Origin of the sequence: Glaciecola punicea ACAM 611 (assembly GCF_000252165.1) — a bacterium.
GTDB classification, from domain to species: domain Bacteria; phylum Pseudomonadota; class Gammaproteobacteria; order Enterobacterales; family Alteromonadaceae; genus Glaciecola; species Glaciecola punicea.
Window position 1 is genome coordinate 62,762 of the sequence record NZ_BAET01000014.1, and the last position, 26,698, is coordinate 89,459.

General features: G+C 43.1%; 27 protein-coding genes, 3 tRNA genes and 2 pseudogenes. 25 read left to right on the plus strand and 7 right to left on the minus strand.

The features are described 5' to 3' along the window. Positions 1–52 precede the first annotated feature (52 nt). From GPUN_RS07220 to GPUN_RS07305, 18 genes are all read left to right on the plus strand, one after another. Positions 53–1,678, plus strand: a complete 1,626-nt coding sequence (locus GPUN_RS07220) for an ABC transporter permease (RefSeq protein WP_006005008.1) — start codon at positions 53–55, stop codon at positions 1,676–1,678. Continuing rightward, complete coding sequence (locus tag GPUN_RS07225) at positions 1,675–2,739, plus strand: ABC transporter ATP-binding protein (RefSeq protein WP_006005009.1); 1,065 nt, start codon at positions 1,675–1,677, stop codon at positions 2,737–2,739. Before GPUN_RS07220 ends, GPUN_RS07225 begins: the two co-directional genes overlap by 4 nt. A 245-nt stretch (positions 2,740–2,984) precedes the next feature. Continuing rightward, positions 2,985–4,763, plus strand: coding sequence for an aspartate--tRNA ligase (aspS, locus tag GPUN_RS07230; RefSeq protein ID WP_006005010.1), 1,779 nt, complete (start codon positions 2,985–2,987; stop codon positions 4,761–4,763). A gap of 52 nt (positions 4,764–4,815) precedes the next feature. Next, positions 4,816–5,283: a dihydroneopterin triphosphate diphosphatase gene (gene nudB, locus GPUN_RS07235; protein ID WP_006005011.1), complete on the plus strand. Its 468-nt coding sequence runs from the start codon at positions 4,816–4,818 to the stop codon at positions 5,281–5,283. Positions 5,284–5,346: 63 nt separating this feature from the next. Then, complete coding sequence (gene ruvC, locus GPUN_RS07240; RefSeq protein WP_006005012.1) at positions 5,347–5,868, plus strand: crossover junction endodeoxyribonuclease RuvC; 522 nt, start codon at positions 5,347–5,349, stop codon at positions 5,866–5,868. Positions 5,869–5,913: 45 nt separating this feature from the next. Beyond that, positions 5,914–6,537 (plus strand): Holliday junction branch migration protein RuvA, encoded by a 624-nt coding sequence (ruvA, locus tag GPUN_RS07245; protein WP_006005013.1) that lies wholly within the window; start codon positions 5,914–5,916, stop codon positions 6,535–6,537. Between the two features lie 62 nt (positions 6,538–6,599). Continuing rightward, positions 6,600–7,604 carry a Holliday junction branch migration DNA helicase RuvB gene (ruvB, locus tag GPUN_RS07250; RefSeq protein ID WP_006005014.1) on the plus strand — a complete coding sequence of 335 codons (1,005 nt, stop codon included), beginning with the start codon at positions 6,600–6,602 and terminating at the stop codon, positions 7,602–7,604. A gap of 264 nt (positions 7,605–7,868) precedes the next feature. Beyond that, complete coding sequence (gene ybgC / locus GPUN_RS07255; protein WP_006005015.1) at positions 7,869–8,261, plus strand: tol-pal system-associated acyl-CoA thioesterase; 393 nt, start codon at positions 7,869–7,871, stop codon at positions 8,259–8,261. A gap of 11 nt (positions 8,262–8,272) precedes the next feature. Next, complete coding sequence (gene tolQ / locus GPUN_RS07260; RefSeq protein WP_006005016.1) at positions 8,273–8,968, plus strand: protein TolQ; 696 nt, start codon at positions 8,273–8,275, stop codon at positions 8,966–8,968. Then, on the plus strand, positions 8,969–9,391 hold the full coding sequence (gene tolR / locus GPUN_RS07265; RefSeq protein WP_006005017.1) for a protein TolR: 423 nt from the start codon (positions 8,969–8,971) through the stop codon (positions 9,389–9,391). It abuts the gene before it with no gap. After that, entirely contained in the window at positions 9,381–10,256 is an 876-nt protein-coding gene (gene tolA, locus GPUN_RS07270; protein ID WP_051987316.1) for a cell envelope integrity protein TolA, read from the plus strand. The genes tolR and tolA overlap by 11 nt, the downstream gene beginning before the upstream one ends. Before the next feature lie 53 nt (positions 10,257–10,309). Continuing rightward, a complete protein-coding gene (gene tolB / locus GPUN_RS07275; RefSeq protein ID WP_238528949.1) occupies positions 10,310–11,656 on the plus strand; it encodes a Tol-Pal system beta propeller repeat protein TolB in 1,347 nt (448 codons plus the stop codon). 73 nt (positions 11,657–11,729) lie between these two features. After that, positions 11,730–12,308, plus strand: a complete 579-nt coding sequence (gene pal, locus GPUN_RS07280; protein ID WP_006005020.1) for a peptidoglycan-associated lipoprotein Pal — start codon at positions 11,730–11,732, stop codon at positions 12,306–12,308. Between the two features lie 13 nt (positions 12,309–12,321). Beyond that, a complete protein-coding gene (ybgF, locus tag GPUN_RS07285) occupies positions 12,322–13,164 on the plus strand; it encodes a tol-pal system protein YbgF (protein ID WP_006005021.1) in 843 nt (280 codons plus the stop codon). Positions 13,165–13,329: 165 nt separating this feature from the next. Next, positions 13,330–13,405, plus strand: a tRNA-Lys gene (locus GPUN_RS07290). 26 nt (positions 13,406–13,431) lie between these two features. Next, a tRNA-Lys gene (locus GPUN_RS07295) sits at positions 13,432–13,507 on the plus strand. Between the two features lie 156 nt (positions 13,508–13,663). Beyond that, positions 13,664–14,722, plus strand: a complete 1,059-nt coding sequence (nadA, locus tag GPUN_RS07300) for a quinolinate synthase NadA (RefSeq protein ID WP_040520629.1) — start codon at positions 13,664–13,666, stop codon at positions 14,720–14,722. A 136-nt stretch (positions 14,723–14,858) separates the two neighbouring features. Next, positions 14,859–14,948 (plus strand) — tRNA-Ser (locus GPUN_RS07305). A 166-nt stretch (positions 14,949–15,114) separates the two neighbouring features. Here the strand turns inward: GPUN_RS07305 and GPUN_RS07310 are convergent. The 4 genes and pseudogenes from GPUN_RS07310 to GPUN_RS13920 form a co-directional block, all read right to left on the minus strand. Beyond that, complete coding sequence (locus GPUN_RS07310; RefSeq protein WP_040520590.1) at positions 15,115–15,375, minus strand: hypothetical protein; 261 nt, start codon at positions 15,373–15,375, stop codon at positions 15,115–15,117. A 706-nt stretch (positions 15,376–16,081) separates the two neighbouring features. Then, positions 16,082–16,609, minus strand: a complete 528-nt coding sequence (locus tag GPUN_RS07320; protein WP_006005023.1) for a hypothetical protein — start codon at positions 16,607–16,609, stop codon at positions 16,082–16,084. Positions 16,610–16,852: 243 nt separating this feature from the next. Next, entirely contained in the window at positions 16,853–17,434 is a 582-nt protein-coding gene (locus GPUN_RS07325; protein ID WP_006005024.1) for a hypothetical protein, read from the minus strand. Positions 17,435–18,010: 576 nt separating this feature from the next. After that, positions 18,011–18,178 (minus strand): annotated as a pseudogene (locus GPUN_RS13920) (IS30 family transposase); the annotation flags it as partial. Positions 18,179–18,616: 438 nt separating this feature from the next. Between GPUN_RS13920 and GPUN_RS07330 the strand changes: the two are divergent. The 6 genes from GPUN_RS07330 to GPUN_RS07355 all read left to right on the plus strand — a co-directional run bounded on the left by GPUN_RS07330 (position 18,617) and on the right by GPUN_RS07355 (position 24,290). Beyond that, positions 18,617–19,084 carry a DUF2721 domain-containing protein gene (locus tag GPUN_RS07330; RefSeq protein ID WP_006005027.1) on the plus strand — a complete coding sequence of 156 codons (468 nt, stop codon included), beginning with the start codon at positions 18,617–18,619 and terminating at the stop codon, positions 19,082–19,084. 385 nt (positions 19,085–19,469) lie between these two features. Beyond that, a complete protein-coding gene (locus GPUN_RS07335) occupies positions 19,470–19,781 on the plus strand; it encodes an ArsR/SmtB family transcription factor (RefSeq protein ID WP_006005029.1) in 312 nt (103 codons plus the stop codon). Then, positions 19,778–20,299, plus strand: coding sequence for a rhodanese-like domain-containing protein (locus tag GPUN_RS07340; protein WP_006005031.1), 522 nt, complete (start codon positions 19,778–19,780; stop codon positions 20,297–20,299). Before GPUN_RS07335 ends, GPUN_RS07340 begins: the two co-directional genes overlap by 4 nt. Before the next feature lie 328 nt (positions 20,300–20,627). Further along, a complete protein-coding gene (locus GPUN_RS07345) occupies positions 20,628–22,403 on the plus strand; it encodes an amidohydrolase (RefSeq protein WP_006005033.1) in 1,776 nt (591 codons plus the stop codon). 337 nt (positions 22,404–22,740) lie between these two features. Beyond that, on the plus strand, positions 22,741–23,910 hold the full coding sequence (locus GPUN_RS07350) for an aminotransferase class I/II-fold pyridoxal phosphate-dependent enzyme (protein WP_006005038.1): 1,170 nt from the start codon (positions 22,741–22,743) through the stop codon (positions 23,908–23,910). 146 nt (positions 23,911–24,056) lie between these two features. Further along, positions 24,057–24,290 carry a hypothetical protein gene (locus tag GPUN_RS07355; protein WP_006005040.1) on the plus strand — a complete coding sequence of 78 codons (234 nt, stop codon included), beginning with the start codon at positions 24,057–24,059 and terminating at the stop codon, positions 24,288–24,290. Positions 24,291–24,449: 159 nt separating this feature from the next. Here GPUN_RS07355 and GPUN_RS07360 read toward each other — a convergent pair whose 3' ends face one another. Beyond that, positions 24,450–25,133 carry a hypothetical protein gene (locus tag GPUN_RS07360; protein WP_006005042.1) on the minus strand — a complete coding sequence of 228 codons (684 nt, stop codon included), beginning with the start codon at positions 25,131–25,133 and terminating at the stop codon, positions 24,450–24,452. A gap of 138 nt (positions 25,134–25,271) precedes the next feature. Here GPUN_RS07360 and GPUN_RS14715 point away from each other — a divergent pair. Continuing rightward, positions 25,272–25,457, plus strand: a pseudogene (locus tag GPUN_RS14715) (ATP-binding cassette domain-containing protein); the annotation flags it as partial. Positions 25,458–25,676: 219 nt separating this feature from the next. Here the strand turns inward: GPUN_RS14715 and GPUN_RS07365 are convergent. Beyond that, positions 25,677–25,964 (minus strand): DUF1289 domain-containing protein, encoded by a 288-nt coding sequence (locus GPUN_RS07365; protein ID WP_369403274.1) that lies wholly within the window; start codon positions 25,962–25,964, stop codon positions 25,677–25,679. A gap of 52 nt (positions 25,965–26,016) precedes the next feature. Continuing rightward, a complete protein-coding gene (locus tag GPUN_RS07370; protein WP_006005046.1) occupies positions 26,017–26,310 on the minus strand; it encodes a hypothetical protein in 294 nt (97 codons plus the stop codon). Between the last annotated feature and the right edge of the window lie 388 nt (positions 26,311–26,698).

A 26,698-nucleotide genomic window follows, 5' to 3' on the forward strand; every position in this document is an offset into this window, starting at 1 on the left:
GCTTCAAATACGGTAGAATATAGATACCTTATTACGTCATCTTTGATTTTACATGTACGCCAAAATAAGCCTACTTAAAATAAGCACATGGACAATAACGGGACTCTTTGCAGTCCCGTTATTAGTTGTGTTTGCCAGCATGGCCAATTTTGACACGCAGGTATGGTCGCATTTGCTTAGCACCGTAATGGGTAGCTACGTATTTAATAGCTTGGTGTTGGCAATAGGGGTCGGCCTAGGCACCGCGGTGATAGGCACCTATTTGGCGTGGTTTATGGTCAACTATGTTTTTTACGGCAAATCCTTACTCAACTGGTTAATTTTGCTGCCATTAGCCATGCCTGCTTATATTATTGCCTACACCTACACCGGCATGCTTGATTTTTCAGGACCTCTACAGCAATTTTTGCGCACACTATTTGAGGCGCCGTTTAATCAACAAATGCTGCCCGATATCCGCAGTCTTGAAGGCGCGGTGTTGGTCATGATTTTAGTACTTTACCCATATGTATACTTACTTGCCAGAACGGCGTTTAGCGAGCAATCGGCGCAGTTTACTTTGGTATCAAAACTAGCCGGCCTGTCGCGTTTTCAACATATGAAGCAAGTCGCGTTACCTTTGGCAAGACCGTCCATAATTACAGGCGCGGCGCTAGCCATGATGGAAGCAATGGCTGATTATGGGACCGTGGCCTATTTTGGTATAAACACCTTTACCACCGGTATATACCGTACCTGGTTTGGCATGGGTAATGCGACGGCCGCGAGTCAATTAGCTACTATGCTATGCTTAGTGGTATTTGTTTTACTATGGATAGAAAAAAGCAGCCGCAAGCACCACAGTCGCTACCAATCTAGGCACGCCGGCAGCATAAAGGCAAAAACAACGACACCATTGAAGTCTGCAGGCTTGTTTGTTTTGTGCGTAATACCGGCTGTGTTTGGCTTTATTATTCCCTTCATTCAGCTTATGTGGTGGTCTGCACAGTATTTTGACAAAGGCGTCTTTATCGATTATTTGCCTTTACTGGGCACGTCTTTGAAGTTAGCTTTTATAAGCGCAGCGCTTATTGTGTCGCTGGCCTTAGTGATCAGCTATTGCAAACGCCGTTTCGCGAGTCGAAAAATAGCCTTGGCGAGTCAATTTGTAGGTTTAGGCTATGCTTTGCCCGGTGTGGTCATTGCGGTTGGAGTAGTGCAGGTTTCAGGCGCGGTAGACATTAATATTAATCGTTTTACACTCGCTTTTTTTGACTGGCAACCCGGGCTAATAATGTCTGGCAGTATCGCCATCCTCATTTTTGCCTATGCGGTAAGATACTTAAGTGTTGCCATGCACAATACCGACACCGGGCTTGAGCGTATTAAACCAAATGTAGATGAAGTATCTGCAAGTTTGGGCGTAAATACCGCTCAAACCTTGCAAAGAGTGCATATCCCCTTATTGCGAGCGAGTTTAGTCAGTGCGTTTATTTTAGTCTTTGTCGATGTACTAAAAGAGCTGCCCGCAACATTAATTTTGCGCCCGTTTAATGTGAACACGCTGGCCGTTAAAACATTCGAGTTGGCGTCTGACGAACGTTTGATAGACGCTGCGCTTCCGGCCGTAAGCATCGTCATTGCGGGTTTATTGCCTGTTATCTTTTTAACCATGAGCCTTGAGAAACGCAGAAAGTGAATACTAACCAAGTCAATTTACCTGTTTTGTCTATACAGGACTTAAGCATATCGTATGGCGCTGAGCCGGTCTTGAGCAATATTAATTTAGCCATTCAAAAGGCCGATATTGCCTGTGTTTTGGGGCCATCAGGCAGCGGTAAGACAAGCTTGCTGCGCGCTATTGCTGGCTTTATTGAAGTGGCAAACGGCAGCATTGATATTAATGGGCAACGCATGAGCGACTCAAACAGTATTAAACCGCCTAACAAACGCTCAGTTGGTGTGGTCTTTCAAGACTTTGCGCTGTTTCCGCATTTAACCGTGCAACAGAATATCGAATTTGGTTTAGGCAAGTTAAGTCGCGATGATAAGCAAGCCACCGCCATGAAGTACATGCACATAATGGGTATTGCAGCTCTTGCGCATAAATACCCAGCAGATCTGTCAGGTGGACAGCAGCAGCGAGTAGCGATTGCGCGAGCGGTAGCCCCACAGCCAGATATTTTATTAATGGATGAAGCCTTTTCAAGCCTCGATCCTACCTTACGTGAGCAAGTTGCACGCGATGTACGCGAGATCATACAACAGCTTGGTTTGACCGCTATTTTAGTTACTCACGACCAGCAAGAAGCCTTTGCTTTTGCCGACAAAATAGCGGTGGTGGCGAATGGTTTCTTACAGCAGTTTTCATCGGCCTATAACCTATATCACGAACCGACAAGCTACTTTGTGGCTAAGTTTATAGGTGAGGGTGCCTTTATAGAGGGCCAAACAGTAGAGCGTGCAAAAGGGTGGTTTGCAAAAACAGCACTAGGTGAAATGCGCTTAAGCGGCGATGATTATTCGCACACTCCCACGGTCAAAATATTGCTGCGGCCAGACGATGTGATACACGATGATGCTAGCCCCACCAAAGCGATTATAAAAGAGAAGCATTTTAGAGGCGCTTTTATTCGCTACGAATTAAGTCTTTCGCCATCAAATGAAAAAGTGTTGTGTTTTGCGCCTAGTCATCACGATCATAGCATTGGTTCAAGCTTTGGCATACGCGCAGAAGTTGAGCATGTGATCAGTTTTTAAAAGTGATTTTTGAAAAGCTCCTAAGTGAGCTATATCACGCAAAATCAGTTTTGTACTGTAGATTGCGTAAATTTGCTTACGCATGGGTATCAAGGTTAATTAATTCTTTTGATTCGTTTAGTCTGTTTCATCTTTAGTTTATAATACTTTAGCTAACGAATCGTTTACAGTTAGGGCTCAAGTAGAGCTTACCAATTAACATCTACTGAGTTTCACATCAATATTTATAGGGAAAGGTTGTATTAATGCGCACTAATTATTGCGGAAAAATAGACACAAAATATCTTGATCAAACAGTTACCTTGTTCGGTTGGGTAAATAAACGTCGCGATTTAGGCGGCGTAGTATTTATCGATTTACGCGACCGTGAAGGTATTGTACAAGTGGTGGTTGACCCAGATACCGCCAGCGCATTTGAGACTGCCTCAAGCGTGCGCAGCGAATTTTGTTTGTCTGTTGCAGGCATCGTGCGAGCCCGTCCTAGTGCACAAGTAAATAAAGATATGAGCACCGGCGCTATTGAAATACTGGCCAAAGAAGTCACGATAATTAATAAGGCGCCGGCCTTACCGCTTGATTGGAACCAAGAAAATAGTGAAGAGCAGCGCTTAAAATATCGCTATCTTGATTTGCGCCGCCCGCTAATGACTAATCGTTTAATATTTCGTTCAAAAGTTACCTCTATTGTCCGTCGTTTTTTAGAAGACAACGATTTTTTAGATATAGAAACGCCTATTCTAACCAAAGCAACGCCCGAGGGTGCGCGTGATTATTTAGTTCCAAGCCGCACGCATAAAGGCGAGTTTTTTGCGCTGCCGCAATCCCCTCAGCTATTTAAGCAACTGCTTATGATGAGCGGCATGGATAAGTACTACCAAATAGTTAAGTGTTTTCGTGACGAAGACCTACGCGCCGATCGGCAGCCAGAGTTTACTCAAATAGATATAGAAACGTCGTTTTTAGATGCTGGCGGTGTAATGGAAATTACCGAGCGCTTAGTCAAAGAATTATTTCAAAAATTACTCAAGGTAGACTTAGGTAACTTCCCGCATATGAGCTTTGCAGAGGCTATGCGCCGCTTCGGCAGTGACAAACCTGATCTTCGCAATCCACTAGAACTTACCGATGTGGCCAGTGCATTAACGCACATAGAATTTAAAGTATTTAGTGGGCCAGCTAACGACGCAAACGGCCGCGTGGCGGCTATATGCGTGCCCGGCGGCGCCTCACTTTCGCGCAAACAAATTGATCAATACGGCAGTTTTGTGGGCGTTTATGGCGCAAAAGGTCTGGCGTGGATTAAAGTAAACGAATTAGCAAAAGGCCTAGAAGGCTTACAAAGCCCCATTCTTAAATTCTTAGATGCCGTCGCAATTGACGCCATTTTGAGTGCCACAAAAGCCGAAGACGGCGATATTTTGCTCTTTGGCGCGGGGGATTATACCACCGTGACCGAGGCATTAGGGGCGCTTCGAATTAAGTTAGGCGAAGATTTATCGCTGTTGCAAGGCCAGTGGAAACCGCTTTGGGTTGTAGATTTCCCCATGTTTGAAGAGGCCGACGGTCGCCTACATGCGCTGCATCATCCTTTTACTGCCCCGAGTGACAGCAGCATAGAGAAACTAAGTAATAATCCTAAAGAAGCGCTGTCAAATGCTTACGATATGGTACTCAATGGGGTTGAATTAGGCGGCGGTTCAGTGCGTATTCATACTATGGAAATGCAGGCTAAGGTATTTGAACTACTGGGAATTGAGAGTGAAGAAGCACAAGAAAAATTTGGTTTTTTACTGGAAGCCTTAAAGTACGGCACTCCCCCGCATGCTGGCTTAGCCTTTGGTTTAGATCGTTTAGTAATGCTAATGGTTGGCGCGGACTCTATTCGAGACGTTATGGCGTTTCCTAAAACAAATACCGCGGCCTGTCCGTTAACGGGTGCACCGGGTAGAGCTAACCCTCAGCAGTTAAAAGAGCTGTCTATTGCAACCTTAATCGACCCTAGCAAAGACGCTGGGAGTGAATAGTGATTGTTTGCACCAATATAAACAATAGCAATAACCACGACCAAAGGTAGTAATGATACTAAAGCGACCCGAATCGGTGCTAATAGTGCTGTATAACGAGTATAACAAAGTGCTAGTGCTGCAGCGCATAGACGACGCCAACTTTTGGCAGTCGGTTACCGGTACCATGGAAGTGGGCGAGGTGCCCATTCAAACTGCAGCGCGAGAAGTGTTAGAAGAAACCGGTATAAATTTGAGCTTTGCGCACACAAACGAAGCGGGGTTTTTACATCACTTAATGGACTGCAGGCTGGTAAATCAATATCTTATTCGAGAAGACTGGCTGTACCGATACCCGAAAGGCGTGACCAAAAACTTCGAATATGTGTTCTGCGCCCAGGTGCCTGCAAATTCGACAATTATCTTAACTGAGCATACGGCTTACGAGTGGTTAAACAAACAAGACGCCATGGCAAAAGTGTGGTCAAGCACGAATAAGTGGGCTATAAGTCAGTTTGTACCAAAAACGATTGATGCTTAATCTACAGCTGGCTCCAATAATACTCTTGACGTTGTTTCAATACATAAGGCTAGGGCATTGCATATGCATATAATACTTGGGATAGATCCAGGATCGCGTATCACCGGCTACGGTATTATTGGCATAAGAGGCAACAAAGCTGAGTACTTAGGCAGCGGCTGTATAAAAGTAATGGATGAAAGCCTGCCCAAACGTCTTAAAAATGTATATGACGGGGTCAGTGAAATAATAAAACAGTTCAAGCCTACCGAGTTTGCCATCGAGCAAGTGTTTATGGCTAAAAACCCCGATTCGGCGCTCAAGCTTGGCCAAGCCAGAGGCGCTGCTATTGTTGCAGCGACCTGTGTTGACTTGCCTGTATTTGAATATTCAGCCAGACAAATAAAACAATCGGTGGTAGGCAAAGGCAGCGCCGATAAAATCCAAGTTCAGCATATGGTTACCCATTTGCTCAAGCTAGGTAAAACGCCTCAAGCTGATGCTGCCGATGCGCTTGCGGTTGCTTTATGTCACTTACACACCCAACAAAGTATGATTAAAATGGCGGGTAGTGCTACTAAAACAGTTCGGCGACGTTTACAATAATCATCACATTCAAAAGCTTTACTATAAGAAGATAAAAGCCACATTATGATAGCGCAACTCACCGGCATTATTGTTGAAAAAATACCCCCTGAAATCGTATTAGACGTGGGCGGGGTAGGTTACGAAATTCAGTTGCCCATGACCAGCTTCTATCAGCTTCCAGACATTGCTATGCAAGTTACCTTGTATACTCACTTTGTGGTACGTGAAGACGCTCAGCTATTATTTGGTTTTGTCGATCGCGTAGAACGAACTTTGTTTAGAGTGTTGATAAAAGCAAACGGCGTGGGGCCTAAACTTGCCTGTACAATACTGTCGGGCATGTCGGCCAATCAATTTGTAAGCGCAGTAATGCATGAAGATATTACTGCTCTGGTTAAAATGCCGGGCGTGGGTAAAAAAACAGCTGAGCGTTTGGTGGTTGAACTAAAAGACAAGCTTAACGATTTAGAAACCTTGCCTAACTTGAGCATTCATAAGCCAATGGCAACGGGCGGGTCGGAGTCGCAGTTGCTGGTTGCAAAAGTAAGTGCGATAGATGAAGCGGTGAGTGCTCTTATAGCCTTAGGTTATAAGCGAAACCAAGCTGAAACCGCCGTTAGAAAGATTGCAAGCGAAGATGCGAGCAGCGAAAAGCTTATTCGCGATTCACTTAAATCGATGGTGTAAGTGATAAAAAATCACACAATTGATTTACCCATATACGATCAAGGCCACATGAGAACAAACATATGATTGAAGCCGACAGTATTTTACGACCCCAAGAACAATCAGACGATGTTGCTATTGACCGGGCCATACGGCCTAAAATGCTGATTGATTACGTGGGCCAAAAACCGGTCTGCGACCAAATGGAAATATTTATCGAAGCGGCCCGAGCGCGCAAAGACGCACTCGATCATGTTCTAATTTTTGGGCCACCGGGACTAGGTAAAACAACGCTTGCGTATATTGTTGCCAATGAAATGAACGTGAATATTAAGACCACATCGGGTCCGGTATTAGAAAAAGCTGGCGATTTAGCCGCGCTGTTGACTAATTTAGAAGAAAACGATGTGTTGTTTATTGATGAAATCCACCGCTTGAGTCCCGTGGTAGAAGAAATTTTGTATCCGGCGATGGAAGATTATCAGCTTGATATAATGATAGGAGAGGGACCCTCGGCGCGTTCAATCAAATTAGAGTTGCCACCCTTTACTCTAATAGGCGCGACCACCCGAGCAGGCTCGCTTACGTCGCCGCTGCGCGATCGTTTCGGCATTACACAGCGCTTAGAGTTCTATAAAATAGTCGACTTAACCAGTATCATCACGCGCAGTGCCAAACATTTAAACATGGACATGACCCAAGAAGGCGCGCTTGAAATTGCTAAACGCTCCCGCGGTACGCCGCGTATTGCAAATCGTCTACTGCGGCGAGTGCGTGACTACGCGCAAGTGAAAAGCAATGGCACCGTAACCGACGAAGTTGCTGCCTTAGCGTTGAATATGCTAGATGTAGACAAGTTAGGCTTTGATCTTATGGATAGAAAGTTGTTACTGGCTATTATTGATAAATTCAACGGTGGGCCTGTGGGTTTAGACAATGTAGCAGCGGCAATAGGCGAAGAAAAAGAAACAATAGAAGATGTGATTGAACCTTTTTTGATTCAACAAGGTTACCTGCAGCGTACTCCTCGAGGTAGAATTGCTACCGACAGCGCTTATTTGCATTTAGGTTTTGATATAAAAGAATAAAAAAAGCCCGCACATATTTTCATAGTGCAGGCAAAAGTACTATTTACTGGAAGGAAGTGCATAAAAAAATAAAAGCTTAAATAATCGCTAGAATTTATTATGTGGTTATTATAAATAAATTTACACTCCAGACAAGATAATAAAATTTACATTTTGGATTAGATTAATTCATGGTTGTATTTATTTGTAAAATCATAAGTTATTATAAAGCATAAGTTTTATCACTCTGTTAACATGATAAGTCCATCGATATTAAGTGCATACATGAATAAGTTTGATATACAATCACGAGTTTATTATGAAGATACCGACGCAGGCGGTATTGTGTATCATGCTAACTATTTGAAATATATGGAGAGAGCCCGAACCGAGTGGCTTAGGTCGCTTGATATTTCGCAACAGAATTTATTGGAACAATCTTTAGGTTTTGTCGTCATAGATATGAAAATTGCGTTTATCCAAAGCGCAAAGCTTGATGACGTACTTAGCGTAAGCTGCCAAGTGGTGCAAAAAAAAGGGGCGAGCTTGAGCTTTGTTCAAGAAATAAGAAAAAATGATGTCCTGTTGGTTAGTGCACAGGTAAAAGTAGCTTGTGTCAACACACAGCGCTCACGGCCAACAGCCATACCTAAAGAACTATATAACGCAATTAATTAGGGAAGTACGCAGTGAATTCTGAAATGTCAGTATTATATCTATTTTTAGAAGCCAGTTTTGTTGTTAAATTTATTATGCTGCTGTTAATTGCTGCCTCAATCGTTAGCTGGACCTACATATTTCAAAGAGGCGCGGCATTACGAAAAGCAACTAACGAAGTGAAGGAGTTTGAAGAGTTGTTTTGGTCGGGCGCCGATTTAAACAAGCTGTATGCCGATTTAACACAAAAAGACGATTTGAGTGGTTGTGCATTAATATTCTGCTCGGGATTTAAAGAGTATGTACGAATGCGCAAGACTGCGTCTAGCTCACCCGAATCAATTAATGAAGGCACATACAGAGCAATGCGAGTTGCCATGTCTAGACAAGTAGATGATTTAGAACAGCGTCTGCCGTTTTTAGCCACGGTTGGGTCAATTTCACCTTATATCGGTTTGCTAGGCACTGTGTGGGGCATTATGACGGCGTTTATTGCACTTGGCCAAGTCAGACAGGCCACCTTACAAATGGTTGCGCCGGGCATTGCCGAAGCACTCATTGCCACCGCCATTGGGCTGTTTGCGGCTATCCCTGCAGTCATTGCTTATAATCGCTTTAGCAGCAAAGTGGAAAAGATTGAAAACACCTATGGTAACTTTATGGAAGAATTTTCGGCCATATTGCATCGCCAGAGTTTGGCCAGCAAAAGCGAAGTAGCGGAGAAGTAAATGTACGTTCGTAAACGCCGCAAACCTGTTTCTGAAATAAACGTTGTACCCTACATAGATGTTATGCTGGTGCTGCTGGTTATTTTTATGGCTACCGCAACCGCAGTGACTCAAGGCGTACAGGTCGATTTACCTAAAGCAGAAGCACAAACGATCCAGACCGAAGACGAACCGATGATGATCGTATCGGTAGATGCCGACGGGTTGTATTACTTAAACGTGGGAGATGAGCCCGCTAACGCTATGAGCGGTGCGGCGGTAGCAGAGCTAGTGAGAACTCGGCTGCTAGTCGCGCCAACCACACCTGTAGTGGTGAACGGCGATGGCAATGTTCGATATGAAAAAGTCATCGATCTGATGGTAATGCTGCAGCGCGCCGGCGTGCCCTCCGTTGGGCTAATGACCGATCCGGATGAGTCTTAACGCTATGACGAAAGACGCTAAGGTTGATAATACCGAAGCAGGTAGCATGCTTTCTAGATATAGCAGTGTTAAAAAAGTGCTGCGATCGCCCGTGTTTAAGTCGGTGGCGCTGCACGGTGCAATACTGATTAGTTTATTAGTCAGTTTTAATTTTTCGGCAAAACCATTAAAGTTTGTAGCACCCCAGGCGAGTGCATCTGCATTGCAGCCAGATATTGTAAAAGCCACGTTTATCGACAGTAATGTGATTGAACAACAAAAACGTGAAATCGCGCAAGCCGAAGCATCGGCGCAAAAGCGTCAACAAGATATGCAGCGCCAAGAAGCACAAAGAAAAGAAGTGTTACGTAAGAAGCAGGTTGATGAGACGCGCAAAAAGCAAGAGCTACAAAAAATAGAACAACAAGATAAATTAAAAAGAGAACAAGAAAAAGAACGCGCCATCGCACAACAGCTTATAAAGCAAGAACAAGAAAAAGCCGCCTTAGAAGCGCAGCAAAAAAAGCGACAAGAAGCGTTGGATAAGGCGCTTGCTAAGCAGTTACAAGAAGAGCAGGCGAGTATGTCGCAAGCAAATCAGCGAAGAGTATTAAGCGAAGTCGAAAAGTATAAAGCCTTGGTGCATTCTAAAGTGCAGCAATTTTTAGAAACCGACGGCGGCTTTATTGGCGAGACCTGTTTGGTTAATGTCCGCCTCGCTCCCGACGGCCTAGTGTTAAGAGCAGAGGCTGTATCGGGCAAGCCAGCGCTTTGCCGCATTGCCAAAGCTGCTATATTACGCGCAGGGACTTTACCTATGTCGAAAGATCCAGACGTAATGGCCCAATTTAGACAATTTGATATTGAAGTTTCACCGGAGAGATAATGAGTACAATGAAGCGGCTAGTGCGCGTGGTGCCCACAAAATTAATGCTACTGATGCTATGTGCCATAGGCCTAGCTGCGCATAGCCAATGGGCTAAAGCACAGTCTAATTTACGCATAGTGATAACTGAGGGCATGAACAACGCTCGCCCTATTGCGGTGGTGCCGTTTAAGTGGGACGGTGCAAGCATACTGCCAGAGAGTCTAGCCGATGTAATTGGCAATAACTTACAGCGAAGCGGCAAATTTAGTCCTGTGAGTTTGTCGAACATGCCGCAATTTCCATCATCAGATACCGAGATGGATTATTCTGCATGGGCGCAAAAAGGTATAGATACTGTATTAACAGGCAGTATAAGCGCTGTGCAAAATGGCCAGTATTTGGTTAAGTTTGAGTTAATAGACGTTCTGCGCGCCCAGCTGACCGGCGGCGAATCAAAAACCCTTATAGACGGTAATTTGGTGATGGCTAAAGACCACATTATTGTAAGTCGTGAAAAAATCATACTAGCGGAAGACTTCAGGCAATACGCGCATATTATTAGCGATATTGCCTATGAAGCGCTCACGGGTGAAAAAGGCGCGTTTTTAACCCGTATTGCCTACATTGTGGTGCGCGATCGTGACACTGACCCACTGCCTTATCAACTAGTTATTGCCGATTATGACGGCGCCAATGAAACGCGTTTGCTGTCGTCTCCAGAGCCGCTTATGTCACCATCATGGTCCCCAGACGGCAATAAATTGGCCTATGTTAGCTTTGAGGGCAAACGGCCACAAATATTCATCCAAGATATTTATACTAGTCAGCGTACGCGTATTACAAATTTTCCCGGCATTAACAGCTCGCCCGCGTTTTCACCTGACGGCACCAAGTTAGTCATGGTGCTATCGAAAGACGGAAACCCCGAAATTTACGTAATGGATTTAGCCACGAAAGAATTAGAGCGCATTACACAAAACAGAGCAATAGACACCGAACCTGAATGGACGCCCGATGGTAAAAGTATTGTATACACGTCGGAAAGAGGCGGCAGGCCACAAATTTATGAAGTGAACCTAGCCACAAAGCGTTCAAAAAGAATCACGTTCGATGGTGAGATGAATTTAGGTGCGGCGATTACCCCAGACAACAAACATTTAATTGTCGTAAACCGCACTCAGGGCGACTATCATATCGCTAGACAAGACCGAGAAACTGGCGACATGCTGGTACTCACGAAAACCTTTTTGGACGAATCACCAAGTATTGCACCTAATGGGAGTATGATCATATATAGTACTCTTCATGAAGGACAACAAGTGCTATCTTTGGTATCTCTAGATGGGCGCTTCAAAGCGTTATTACCGGCAACCGACGGGCAAGTTAAATCGCCTAGTTGGTCGCCATTTTTACTGTGATGAAAAGACATATACAATACGCGTCTTTATTCAGCAGTTTTATACTTTAGTTTTTTTACATTAAGGATTTAGTATGCTTACCAATAATAAATTTAGAATAGCTTTAGTTGCGCTAGCAGCCACCAGTTTAATGGCATGTAGTTCTGGACCAAGTGAAGAAGAAATACTTGCAGAGGCAAACCGCCAAGCAGCGGTAGAGCAGGCCGAAGCAGAAAAGTCTCGCATGGAACGAGAAACGGCAACTGTTGCTCGCGCTGAAGCTGCTCGCGCCGACGAAATGACACGCCTCAGGGCTGCTGCAGAAGATCAAAAAGCCACGCTGGTAAATCAGAATATTATCTATTTTGACTTTGACGTGTCTTCTATAAAGCCAGAGTTTATTAGTGTACTTAAAAAGCACGCTGATTTCCTAGTTGCTAACCCCAGCCAAACCATCGTTATTGAAGGTCATGGTGACCAACGCGGTACACCAGAATACAACATAGCGCTAGGTGAACGCCGTGGCCAATCAATAGAAACATACTTTAGTAATGAAGGCGTAAGTATGTCACAAATCACTGTCGTCTCTTACGGTGAAGAAAAGCCTGCGGTTATGGGGACCTCTGAGTATGCAATGGCACAGAACCGCCGTGGTGTAGTAGTATACGAGTAAATGAGTAAACACAATGAATACTAAATTAGTTATTAGTCTCAGTTGTTTTCTAGCAACAGGAGCTTGCCTCGCGCAAGCGCCTGTTGTGGAAGCGCAAAACACTGTTTCAGCGCAAACGTCTTCTTTAAGGACGCCCGCACAAACCTCTAACGCCGAAATTGGTGGTATGTCGGTAGTGCTTGAACAGCGTTTAGCGTCCCTAGAACGTATTGTGGGCTCAAGAACAGAGTCTCAGCAGCGTCTTCAAGCCCAAGTTAATCAGCTACAACGCGACATAGACGAAATGCGTGGCTCCATCGAGCTGCATACTCATCAACTTGAAAAGCTGCTAGAGCGACAGCGCGATCTGTTTCTTGAAATAGACAAAGGTTTTAATAGTACACAGCAGTCTACTTCTGAGCTAGGCGATAACATTGCTAGAAGCACACAGCCATCAGCGTCTGTTGCTTCACGCGCAACTTCACCGCTAGATGCTGTTAACAGTGCTGGTGAGCAAGAAAGTTACCAAAATGCGGTTAATTTAATACTCAAAGATAGAGACTATGTAAAAGCGGTACCTGCTTTTCAAGCTTTTTTAGCGCAGTTTCCTAATAGTGACTCAACTCCAAATGCACATTATTGGCTGGGACAACTACTGTACAATCAACAAAATTACAGCGAAGCTAAAGTGCAGTTTACGCAAGTAGCCAATCGCTTCACTAACTCGCCTAAACGCAGTGATTCATTATTGAAATTAGGCTTAATTGAAAAATCGACTGGTAATGTTCAAGAAGCGAATAGTTTCTTTCAACAAGTGATTAATGAGTACCCTGACAGTACACCTGCAAGACTTGCATCACAGCAACTGGCTAATTAATAGCCAGTTGCCATGGTGATTGCTTACTTTACATTCAATTATACAAAAAAAAGAAAAAAGACATTTTTAGGTTGCACCCTGTGCTCAGTTAAGTATTATATGCGCCCGTTGCAGAGGTAACTTAGCTGCAACGAGATACAGTCTAAATTGTTTGTTTGATTTTGTGGGTCGTTAGCTCAGCTGGTAGAGCAGTTGACTTTTAATCAATTGGTCGCTGGTTCGAATCCAGCACGACCCACCATTATTAAAACAACAAGCACTCTTGAAGGGTCGTTAGCTCAGCTGGTAGAGCAGTTGACTTTTAATCAATTGGTCGCTGGTTCGAATCCAGCACGACCCACCATCTTCAAGAGATAAGCCTACCGCCATGGTATAAATAGCCCGCTTATATAACTTATCCCCATTTACATTAAACATCCTTTATTTTGTGGTCATTGAAGTGATTTTTTCAGGACTAAGGGGTATAATGTTCGAATGTTTTGACTACTCCATTATTGTTATGACTCTTGCTAAAAGAATAGCGCCAGTAGACTATCCCTTTCCAAAGTTGCCAGCGAAGCTCAAAGATGATGAGGAAAGCTTATTAATTGCTGACATTAAACAGTTGCTAATCGCCAATAACGCGGTATTAGTAGCGCATTATTATACTAGTCCCGTTATTCAAGCTTTAGCCGACAGCACCGGTGGATGTGTATCTGACTCATTAGAAATGGCGCGTTTTGGCCGCGATCATAAAGCGCAAAACCTTGTGGTTGCCGGCGTTAAGTTTATGGGTGAAACCGCAAAAATATTGAGCCCAGAAAAATCGGTAGTAATGCCCACGCTAGACGCGACCTGTTCGCTTGATTTGGGCTGCCCAATAGACGAGTTCAGTGCCTTTTGCGATCAGCATCCTGACCGCACGGTTGTGGTATATGCTAACACTTCTGCCGCCGTAAAAGCGCGCGCTGACTGGGTGGTTACTTCAAGTATCGCGCTTGAAATAGTAGAACACCTCGATAGCCAAGGCAAAAAGATACTGTGGGCACCCGATCGCCACTTAGGCGCTTATATTCAAAAACAAACCGGCGCTGATATGCTTATGTGGAACGGGGAGTGCATAGTGCACGACGAGTTTTCAGCTAAAGCACTGTTAAAAGCTAAATACCTTTACCCTGACGCCGGCATACTGGTTCACCCAGAGTCACCCGCTAGCGTGATAGACCTAGCAGACGCAGTTGGTTCAACCTCACAGTTGATAAAAGCCGCGTCTGATATGCCAAACCAAACCTTTATAGTGGCAACTGACAAAGGCATTTTTTACAAAATGCAGCAAATGGCGCCGGGTAAGACCTTTATTGAGGCTCCAACCGCTGGAGCGGGCGCAACGTGCAAAAGCTGTGCAAACTGCCCATGGATGGCAATGAACGGCTTGCAGGCCTTAAAAGAGTCCTTAATAAGCCGAGTTGGCAAGGAAGTCTTCGTAGATCCTACTTTAGCTGAGCGTGCTATGTTGCCTTTAAATAGAATGTTAGATTTTGCGGCGAAGTTGAAAATGCAGGTTAAGGGTAATGCTTAGTAGCAGGTGACGATTTTTTGATTTAAAACAGGTGAAAAGATTGTTTTATGGATGATTTACAATCTTTACTTGCAACCAACATTGGTTTTACCTAACATATGCGCCGCGGGCTTATAAAGGCCGTGCTTAAAAATTTGGAGAGGTGGCTGAGTGGCTGAAGGCGCACGCCTGGAAAGTGTGTTTAGGGTTAAACCTAACGAGGGTTCGAATCCCTCTCTCTCCGCCATATAATTACATCAAGCATATGATTTGTTTTTATTTTTTGTTAAATTAAAAATTTTCACCCGCCATTTCACCCACCATATGAATTTAATAAATACTTCTAAAGCCTTATAATTTCGTTGAATGCTTACCGTCAGTCATCAGCCAAGGATTACGAATTATGAAACTAATTAGGTTAGCCAATAAATAACAACCTGAGTCCCTGCTTTACTTATTGCTTCATAATGAAAGATCAACGAATACTGAGGACGGCACATCACCGTTACTGAAGTGTGCGTTGTGACTGCATACTCCAAGAAAAAAGCTTCCCGCTGGTAGTAAAAGGTTTGAATGGGAATGTTGTGTTTGCGACAGAGGTAAAAGGTAAATAGGGGCGACGCTGCTTTGGCATCCATTATGGCTTGCCATTCATCTTTTGTACGTGTTGTCATTTAAGGTCTCGTTGTTATCAAAACCCTAGTGTCTGAATCATAGACGGGTTACGTTAGGCGTAATTGCTCGGACGGTTACGTTTGAAAAGCTACAAATTGGAAGTTAAAAAACGTCTACAAAAGCGGGGGAAGTCCAGATCTGTTGCAAGCAGCTGTTCTAAATCAGCGATAACAACGTGGGCAACTTGTTTGAAGTTTTTTGTAACAACGGGGATATGATTGCGCGATTTATACCGAGCATCAAAAAATAATTCAAAAGCTGTGTCCTTAGCCTCTACAAGTGAATCTTTGCCTGTTGTAAAGTGAAGCCAACGACCTTCGACTTTAAACCTAACCTGCCATAAGGAACTATGAGGTCGCTTGAATAACGTAACTCGTCCATCAAGTATAAAAGTTGTTTCTGGTAAGGGCTTCACTCAACTTATTTTAGTTTCTGAGTTTACGATGGGCAACCTTAGAATCTTTTAACTCTTAAAAGAGTCGTTTAAAACGACTTTTAAGTCTACACAATTTTGCAAATAGTACTGAGTGAGATGTATAGAATAAATCACCTACAAATTAGGCAATAAAATAGCGCATCATTTGAATGGCGTAATAGAAACTTAGTCATTAAAAAATGGAGAGATTTCTATTACTTGGTGTCGGACTAAAACAGCAACTCCCATATTTTTCATTCAGGGAGCCACTTTAGATTATGAAAAATACCTTAATGGTCCCGCAGGCACAGTGCTGTCATGGTTTTCTTTCCATTACCCAAATCATTGAAAAGGACTACACCTTTGTAATTCTTTCCAGTGGTATCAGCCTGAAAAGAGGCAGTCCATGTCCCCTCGCTAACATTTTTTATTCTAAATCCGTCTACCTGTTGGTCATTATTATCATTTTTCATACCACCCCATAAAAGATGTTTGTCAGACCCATCATACGCTGCGACAAGGTATTCCTTATTTCTAGAGCGGAAAGTGATGTTCATATCGTTATCGCCTTGAATCGCTCCATTAGCGCCAACGTAAACTTTAAGATCTGACTTTTGAACACTAACAGCTGTGCCCGTCTCCGTAAAGCGATCGTTGCTTTCGCAATTTAGATTGTATCCGTTTACAGGGTTAGCTGCTGCGATTTTGTCTTCAACTGGAGCATAGCAACCGCATTTCAGATCTTCAGCCGCTAATGTTGGTAAAGCAATCGCAGTGAATACGGCAAATGCTGTCGATGAAATTAGTGTCTTGTTCATATTTAAAATTCCTACCAAAAAGTGTTAAAAACTAATTTTTATTATTACAATAGCATATCATTTGCAACAACGATTTATTTTTAAGCAGTTGATAATCTATCCGATTTCGTATCAAGAGATTTGTACGGCGAGATAGTCTCTGTTAGCAGATCAACAAGTAATGGTTGCAATAAGAACATTATTCAGAGTAAGTAATCACAAACTTAAGACTCTATTTTTTTGTTGCAAACATAGTGATTTACTCTAGTTATCGGAATCACTGGAATCGCTGGAACTGGTGGATACTGACCCAGCCGTCAGACTCAATGATTCTGAAGCGCCATTATCAGATTTGATACTGTTACCATCCAGTGACTTAGCGTTTATTTGAACGATTGCATCAAGTGTTATTTTGTAAAGATCAATCATTTGTGCTGACGTAAGATTGGCTTTTTCCATTAATAAACATGATTCAAAAAGAATTTCGCGAGAAATCAATACGTTTGGATTGCGTCCACCTAAGCCTACTCTTTGATGAGCATCAGCCAAAGCGTCAGACGAGCTAGAGTTCACAGTGCTATTATCGAATAATGTGAGCGCAAGCCCTCCCATGCTGCCGCTCATAGAGTCTGTAAAAGCTGCGTCAGGAGGTGGCCCAAAACAAAAGCTGCCATCTTTATTTTTAACAATATACCGAGAGGATGAACCTGTTAAAGTGATGCCTTCGTTTTTTGGATCTGCTCTTATGCTGGAAACTTCATGACCAATTTGAGGAGTAGTGATACAGCCCGAGATGATGAAAAGTAAACCACATAAAACTACGCTATTTCTTAGTTTGATAATCATTTTAACTTTCCTTAAGATTGATTGAATACTTTATTTAATTAACTACTCTGCAAAATCGGAGTGGTCATATGGTCCACGCTGCAAATACATATATGTTTACCTTGCTTACTACAGGCGCTAATACCAATTCTGAATAATTCTTTTACGCATCATTACGTTAATCAAAGCAAGCAGCTCGTACCAGAATTTCTAACCACAGCCAAACTTAATTGTGTTAAATCATTAGAGCCAGTTGTCAATCCATCAAATATAGTAAGAATAGCTCAGCAGTCAATGCGTTAGATGGAATCCACACATATGATGGTTCGGTTTGCATATGGACTTTTGATCCCTAGATGCGTTTCCCTGCCTTGTCGTGTTGCAATCCAAGGGTGCTTTTTGCATTAAACACTTTACATATATCGTCGTTTAGTTATTTTCAAATAATGCCTCAGCATATCAAAAAAATATGCAACAAATGAAATTTTTTAGTTCTTTTAAAATGCGGATTATTTTTATGATGCGTTCGACATACATAATTAGGATAATATTGGTAATCTTGGCTTCGTGAGTTTCGCAAAGTACGCTGTTGAGGATTCAAGCCAACAAAGCAACACTCTTTTCAATCATGTGTGATGGTGTTTTAAATTTCAATGTTTTTCTTGGGCGCTCATTTAATTGAGTTGCGACCTCACTCAGTCGTGCTTGGCTATGTAGTGATAAATCTGTCTTTTTGGGGAAGTACTGTCGAATAAGGCTATTTGTTCTGGTTGAATTAGCAGGACACATCAATAAAGGATAAACTCCAACTTATTGAGGTGTAAAAATGACTAAACGTACAAATTGCGTATTTCGGTGAAAACAATCGTGACATAGAGGGGAAATGGGTGATCGATTTCAGCCGAAACGTGCACAAATAAGAATTACCCGTGCGATTTTAACACTACTTTGTGTGCACACCTACTAAGTGACAGTCAATTTGAATGACTGTTCAAGTTGACTGCCGCGCTATGACTCTCTATTGATAGGCTGTTTAACTTGAATGAAAAGTGTCATGCACTAAATAATAAAGCGCAGTTGTTAAAGTTAGCATCCTTTGTCACACCTCAAATCTTCTTATTTTAAAATTATTTATGCTGCGATTGCAAAAAATAAGCGTGTATAGTACATATTTAACAATGTAAATCTACAAAGAGACTTTAAGTGGAAACAGTTCTAAACCCTAGCGTAGTTGAAATAATCCAGCTGGCCTTAGCGCCTATTTTCCTAATTGTTGGTATTGGCAATTTGGTCAACGTTGCTACTGGCCGCGTGTCGAGGATAATAGATAGAGCAAGATGGTTTGGCAATTTGGCAAGAGAGCAGCCAGAGCGGATAAATGAGAAAGCAATACTTGAAATCCGATCGTTAAACAAGCGCATGACGTTTGCCAATTGGTCAATAAATTTTTTGATTGGGTCAGCAGTAATCACCTGTTTAAGCGTTATGCTTATAATGGTTAACGGATTGATTAGCGTTAATCTAGATCTTCTAGTTATTATCACCTTTATGACCTGTCTGTTATTCCTAACAGGGGGCTTGATTGCCTTTTTTCTTGAAGTTAGCTTGGCAACAGCAACGTTGAAAATAAGAGCCGTGGATTTAAGCCAGTTTAAAAACGATAAGCTTTAGGCGAGTGGTTTACTATTGATGTACGATGCAAGAGATCTTATCCGAACAGGGTAAACAATTACGTAAATTTGTAGAGTGCTAGTTTTGACGCTTTATCCACACACATTTTGAAAAGAGCTGGATTTTCACATGCTCTTTTTAAAAGGTGATGGCACAGAATAAACGTAAACAGATTTATCTAATCAACATGTAAAGCCGATCAGTGTAAACACCGGTCTAAAAGCGCTATTTTCCTCTACCTATTGTCGCTTAATAGTTTGTTATCTAATGCGTTTTGTTTACCAAAAACCCCTACAATATCTAAATGTTTTAAACGTGCAGTTGCAATGTATATCATTTGCAAGCATAATTACCCATTAGTAATATCTAATGGGTAATTATTTAAATGGACCTAAAAAAGCTAGAAAATAGCTCAAAAGAGGCTGAGTCACTTCTAAAGACATTAGCAAACTCTAATAGGTTGATGATTTTGTGCTACTTGATAAAAGGGCCTATGACCGTCTCAGGCTTAAGCGAATCTTTAGCCTTGTCACAGTCGGCTGTGTCGCAGCACCTGCTGAGACTAAAACAAAGTAATATCGTGTTGGTGGAGTCTAAGGGTAAACACGCTTGGTATCGTATCGACAGCGCAGAGGTAACGGCCCTAATGGCAGTTATCCAATTAATTTACTGTAGAAATGAAGAGGATTTACTATGAGCGTTCGTGAAATTTCAGCGAAGCAAGCTAAAGAGATTATTGAACAAGAAAAAGCGCAGCTTATCGATGTTAGAGAGCCGGCTGAACATGCTAATTTGCATATACCTAACGCCAAACTTTATCCAGGCGGGCGTATCAGTGCCAAAGGCATTGAAGATCCTGAACAAGCGCTGATTATTTACTGCCAAAAAGGCGGCCGTGGTAAAAGTGCGTGTGAAAAGCTGCTAAGTGAAAATCCTAGCCTTAAAGTTTATAACATCACGGGCGGTATTGAACATTGGCAGGAGTCTGGCTTTGACACACAAAAAGGCACCAGCAATGTGCTGCCGCTTGACCGACAGGTTCAGCTAAGTATTGGCACTATGCTGCTGATGTTTAGTATTCTAACGCTAGCAGTCGCGCCGGCTTTTGTATGGGCAGTTACCTTTATCGGCATGGGCTTATTTATCGCAGGCAGTACTGGGTTTTGTGGATTAGCTAGAGTGGTTGCAATGATGCCTTGGAATCAAAGAGTTTAACACGTCAATTATTTTTTTATTAGCGCCAAAAGTGGTCGCAGCCGCGCACCGTTTTGCTTGGACTTAAATTGGTATTACTATCGGTGCTGCGCTAAACGCTAAATTTAATTGGACCCACAAAACCAAGAAACTTAATCGCAAGCATTGCCTATTCACTCTGCTTAAGAATATTTCTTTGCTCGCTTTATTCTAGTTCGTTATTTATATGTTCTTTGGATTAGTCATCGCAAAGCTAGTATAAAAACAATGAATTTAATGCCTGTTGCATATGGCAAGCTTATAGTTTATTTTCTGTATATCCTACATCTATTATCCAACAGGCTGGCGCATGACCTTGAATTTTGTTCGCGTATTTTCATTACTATTACTCTTTTTGGCCTTGGCGGGATGCCAGCCAGCAGATAATCAATCCACAGATGCTTTAGATGAGGGCCTGCAGTCTTCAGCGAATCAAATTGCCGACCTCGTTCTAACGGGCGGTACTGTGCTCACTGTTGATACCAATCAGCCTGAAGCCGAAGCGATTGCCGTTAAAGATGGCCGTATTCTTGCCGTCGGCAGCATTGATGAGATCGCAAACTTCATTGGTAAGTCTACCGATGTATTTGATCTGGATGGCCGCGTGGCCATGCCGGGATTTATTGAAGGGCACGGACATTTCCTGGGCTTGGGCCAAGCGCTAATGATACTAGACCTAATGCCAACCCGCAGTTTTGAAGAGATTGTCACCATTGTGGCAGACGCTGCCGCTAATGCTGAGCCTGGCGAATGGATTGTTGGGCGCGGCTGGCATCAAGAGCGTTGGGGCAAGACAGATGAACCACTATATGACGGTGTTCCTCATCATCGAAGCTTAAGTGGGGTCAGTCCAGACAACCCGGTGATTTTATTTCATGCCAGTGGTCACGCTGCCTATGCTAACGCAATGGCCTTAGCGTTGGGCGCAATTGAAGACGACACGCCCAACATAGAGGGCGGTACTATTGTGCGAGACAATAACTTAGATGCCACAGGCTTTTTGCGTCAAGCCGCGCAGATGCCTATTCGTGCGCTGCTAACCCAAGCACAAGCAAGCCTAAGTGAGGACGAGCTCCAAGCGCAGTTTGAGAGTCAAGTTGAATTGGCGGGTCAAGAATCACTGCGTCACGGTGTCACCAGCTTTCACGATATGGGAACGAACTTTGCCGACATCCAACGATTGAAATTGATGGCTGAAGCTGGGCAACTGCCGGTTCGTTTGCATGTTGCCGTGCGTCATGAAACCAACGATGCGTTACGCGCGCGCGTTGCCGACGTGCGTATGATTGGTCATGCCAACGGTTTTCTAACGGTGCGGGCGCTCAAGCGCAATATCGATGGCGCGCTTGGCACCCACGGGGCATGGTTGTTAGAGCCTTATGCCGACAAGCCTGAAACCTCCGGACTACCACAAACATCTTTAGCTAACTTGCGCGAAACTGCAGAAATAGCGCTGGAAAACGGCTTTCAGCTTAATACTCATGCAATAGGTGATCGCGGCAACCGCGAAGTAATGGATTTATACGAAGCCTTATTAAGCACGCGCCCAAACGAAGACCTGCGCTGGCGAGTTGAACATGCCCAAACTCTGCACCCTGACGAAGCGCCGCGCTTTGCTAAGCTTGGTGTTATTGCCTCCATGCAAGGCGTGCATGCAACTTCAGACGGTCCGTGGGTTGAACAACGACTAGGTGAAGAGCGCGCCCAAAACAGAGCCTATATCTGGCGTTCGCTGCTTGACGCTGGAGCAACCATTTGCAACGGTACTGATGTGCCGGTTGAAGCAATCTCGCCAATAGCCTCCTACATTTCGTCCGTTACTCGGCGCATGTCCAATGGCGAGCAATTTTTCCCAGAGCAATCCATGGGTCGAATGGAAGCACTGTATTCATACACTATGGGTTGTGCAAAAGCTGTCTTTGATGATGATGAACTTGGCAGCCTCACGCCAGGCAAACGCGCCGATATTGTCGTGCTTAACGCCAATCCACTGACGGTGAGTGAAGAACAACTGTCTGCACTTGAAGTTGAAATGACGTTAGTGGGTGGTGAAGTGCGCTACTTGGCCAGTGACGAGGCGCTATAAAATACCCAAGCATTTTACATTTTTAGAAGCCAAAGGCACAATTTTTGCCGGCTATTTTTGTCGATATTGCCATGCTGACACATGCCTGTCGCCAGGGTTTATATTCATCCTACATTTACGAGTGCGTGCTATGCTAAAGTTAACAGTAATAAAGGTTTAGTTTTAATAAATTTGTGAACATTATTTAAGAGCAAAATACAAAGCATAAATAGTGACTGCATTTTTGAAAGTTCGTCATCATCTAAATTTCTCAAGAGAAAATGTGCAAATCACTGCAGCATCTAAAAATATCGACACCCGTGGTTAACGCTATACCTATTGTAAAGGAAATAGTTATATGACAAATAAGTTGGCGCATCGCGTTGCACAAATTGCCCCCTTTCAGGTAATGGAAATACTGGCGAGGGCAAAGGAGCTTGATGCATCTGGTGAAGATGTGATTCATTTAGAAGTCGGTGAGCCTGACTTTACCGCAGTAAATTCTGTAGCCAATGCAGGCATGGATGCGATCCAATCACGCCAAACAGGGTACACGTCCGCGACTGGCTTGGCAGAACTAAAGCAAGCCATAGCCACTCATTATCTTAAAAAATACCAAGTAGCGCTTAACCCCCAGCGTATTATTGTAACGCCAGGCGCTTCGGGTGCACTTTCACTATTGGCCTCTTTAATGGTGAATGCGGGAGAGCAGGTAATGATGCCCGACCCATGTTATCCGTGTAATCGTCACTTTTTAATTCAAGTTGGGGCAAAAGCGCAGCTCATCACTACTAAGGTTGAAGATGCCTTTGCAATTGATTTACAGACCTTAGCCAATCACTGGCAAGGCTCAACGACGGGTTTGTGGCTAGCGTCGCCAGCTAACCCAAGTGGCTGTGTTTTATCGAAAGACTACATTGCCAAAGCTTACCAAAAGGTAAGTGCGCTTGGCGGTCATTTAATGGTAGATGAAATTTATCAGGGCTTAGTGTTTGAAGGGGAAGATTTCAGTGCGCTGTCCATAGCAGATGACATTTTTGTGATCAATAGTTTCTCCAAATTTTTCGCCATGACCGGTTGGCGCTTAGGATGGATAGTGGTGCCTGAATGGGCAATTGAAGCAGCGACAAAACTGGCTCAAAACTTCTTTATTTCCGCGCCTACCGTTTCTCAATACGCCGCGCTTCAGGCCTTTAGCGATGACGCCATGGCGCAATATGAACACAGGCGCTGTGAGCTTAATGAGCGCCGAAAGGCCCTGCTTGAAGGCCTAGCTAATATTGGACTTCCCGCCGCGGTGCCTGCTCAAGGTGCGTTTTATGTTTATGTCGATGTGTCGCATATTACCAGCGACGCCAAGGTGTGGTGTTTAGCATTATTAGAGGCTGAAAAAGTAGCATTAACGCCCGGTGCAGACTTTGGTTATCATGAATCTGAAAAATATGTTCGCTTCGCTTATACCGCGAGTGTTGATAGATTGCACGAGGCGATTAAGCGTATTAGCCGGTTTTTAGCATCGCCTGTGTAAGTGAACTGATCACTTTTTTGAAAAGCGTAGAATGACTAATGATCTAAATAGTTGTTTATAAAAATCAGCGTTACTGATGGCATGGTATGCGTAACTTGTTTAATCTAAGGTTAACTTTATTCGAAAAAACGGCGCCGCAATGATGAATGACGAATAATGAATTTTTAGACTATTGTAAAAGTGAGCTAACAAACAGTTTACACAATACGAAATTACGAAAGCCAGACGACAAACAAAAATACCGTACTGAAGGGCTTTTACATGCCGCTAGACTGATGGGACTTATGTCAGTTCAACAAGTAAGCCATATGATTGCAACCGAACATCAAGCTTTTTTGGGGAAAGTGTGGAGCAACGACAAGCGCGTAAGGCTACATTAGCGAAATTGAAAGATATGTCATTGGATAATTATTTCGATATTCCTGCAATAGAGCGCAATCAGTAGTTTTTTAGAGGCAACTGTATACCGATAAAAGGACCTTCATACCGTCAAATTCATAGTAGTAGCCAAGTTAAAGGCCTTATTTCAAAACAAAAACTTACCTGGGTCTGAAAATATCTCTTACTTGAATTCCAAGCTCTAGGGCCTTTATTGCATCAAAAGATTCAAACGCAACGGCGCAATTATTGTTAATCATTGTGCGCCAAATATAACGCATATTGTCAGGATTTTCGCCTAACCAAAATTGCTCGCTTAGTTTCAAGTAATTTAAAACGGGTTCGGTATAGCCATCCCTTAAAATATGTCTGATAAAATAAATGTCTGGGCCAAAAGAACTTAGTGTGGCCGAGTCTGCTCCGTCAATCGATGCTAACATTTCTGAAAACGCAGTTTTTGTGTCGCCTTGTCGGTATGCAATCCATGCTCGTGCGATAGCAATGGCGTGGTCTTCGTCGCTAAATCCATCAAATATAGACACAGCAACTTTTTGGTCAACGCGCAACTCGTCACCATGAGCTAACAAACGCTCTATATTAGTTTGCACTACATCGACAGGATCAAGTTGTGCACTATATTTTAAATGCCTTGATAAATCGCTAATAGCTCGAAAGGGGTTTGTATTATTTTCAAAACTACTTTTGTATTGTGTTAATGTTTGTGAATATAGGCGTGAACTGCTGGAAGTGAAATGAGCAAAGCGGCTAGCCATATATTGGTCGTAGTCTGGGTCGTCGCAGCCAAGTTTATAATCTGCACTAAGTTGCGGAGCTAATAAAATCACAACAAGGAATATTAGGGATCTTGATCTTAAATTCATTTTCTATTGAAGTTATGTCTAAAATATTTATATCTTGCTCGAGTTCATTTAGATCGTTTTGATCATAACATTGGTGATGATCGTCTTTGATTTAGTCACCGAATAGGTGGCTTTTGGGATGCTGGAAATTCGTCCGATCCGAAAGAAACCGAGTTCGTCGCCATTAAGGGCAGCTCAGGCTCAGGAAAACCGACCTTAATGAATGTGCTTGGCTGCTTAGACACGCCTAACAGTGGCGCTTACAAACTCGACAGTAAAGACGTGGCCAGCACGTCTGACAATGAGTTATAGAAAACACCATAGGCCCTAAGAAATGTTGGGCACGTAGCAATTACAAATTCAATGGATGGAATAAGAGGGGTAACATAGCAGAGCAGGGCAACTCGGTGGTGCTGTTTGGTGGCGCGGCTTTGCAGGCCCAGCTTATTGCCAATGAAGAGAACCTTGATCGCTTACTGCTTGAATATGAAGAACTAAAAGTTTAGCAAGACCAAAACGTTATTGACCTCACTGGCTCGGGGTTTGTGTTGCCTTAAAAATCTTGCGCCGCTGCAAGGCTTGTTTATTTATTTCCAAGCGCTTGTCATTACTTGCGTCTCTCCACGCGAGTATACCTTGGATAGAGCGAAAACAGCCTTCGCAGACATCCTGCGGATCTAGCTTGCAGTGTCCAATACAAGGGGATGTAACTACAGTTTTTTCATTCATGGCGCCACGACAATTATGTGCGCCATACTCTAAACAGACGCAAAAAAATAATAAGAGGAAGGCTTTGTGCTCAGCACTACTGCTCATAAAGTATTCCACAGCTTTGTTTAACAGACCTTTGGTCTAGTTTTCCTATAACTTACTGTCCAATATTAGCATCTATGTCGTCTATGCCACCTATGTTTGTGGCAAAAAGCACGCCTGTATACGACGGTGCATCAAATTCGTCATTTGCCTCTGCAAATTGGTATACCACTCTTTCGTTGTTTATCCATGTAATGGTCGTTAACTCGTCTTCGCTGTCGGGATAATCACCGTGTTTAACGAGGTCGATTAAGGGAATTTGTGAGGGCAGTGCTGCGGCTAAAACGATACTGCTAGATAAAAAACTGGTTGCGACAAAGAAAAATAAAAACGTAATAGCCCTGATCATTAATAGTAATCCGTTTAATTAAAGTGGCGTTAATGCGCTAATTGACTAACTTTGTCGCTTATCGATAGTGAATATAGCAAAACATTTTGTAATATTCGAATGCTTAGGCTATTTTTATGGTTCACAAATTAATACCTTAGTGTAGTTTAGCTCGGTTAACACTTAGAGTTTTTGATCTTTGTAGTAAAATGCCACTGGGTGGAAATTTAGTTATTAAGTGACTCCATTACTTTATTGATCAATATCAAGAGTGTGAAGAAGAATTTTACATATACTTCATCATAGTAAAATGTGTTGGTGAAGCCGGGGGCTGTGAACGTGACGTAAGTCAAATTAACAAGCCTTGATAAAAGCTTCTATTAAATATATCGTAAATGAATAAGGTGGT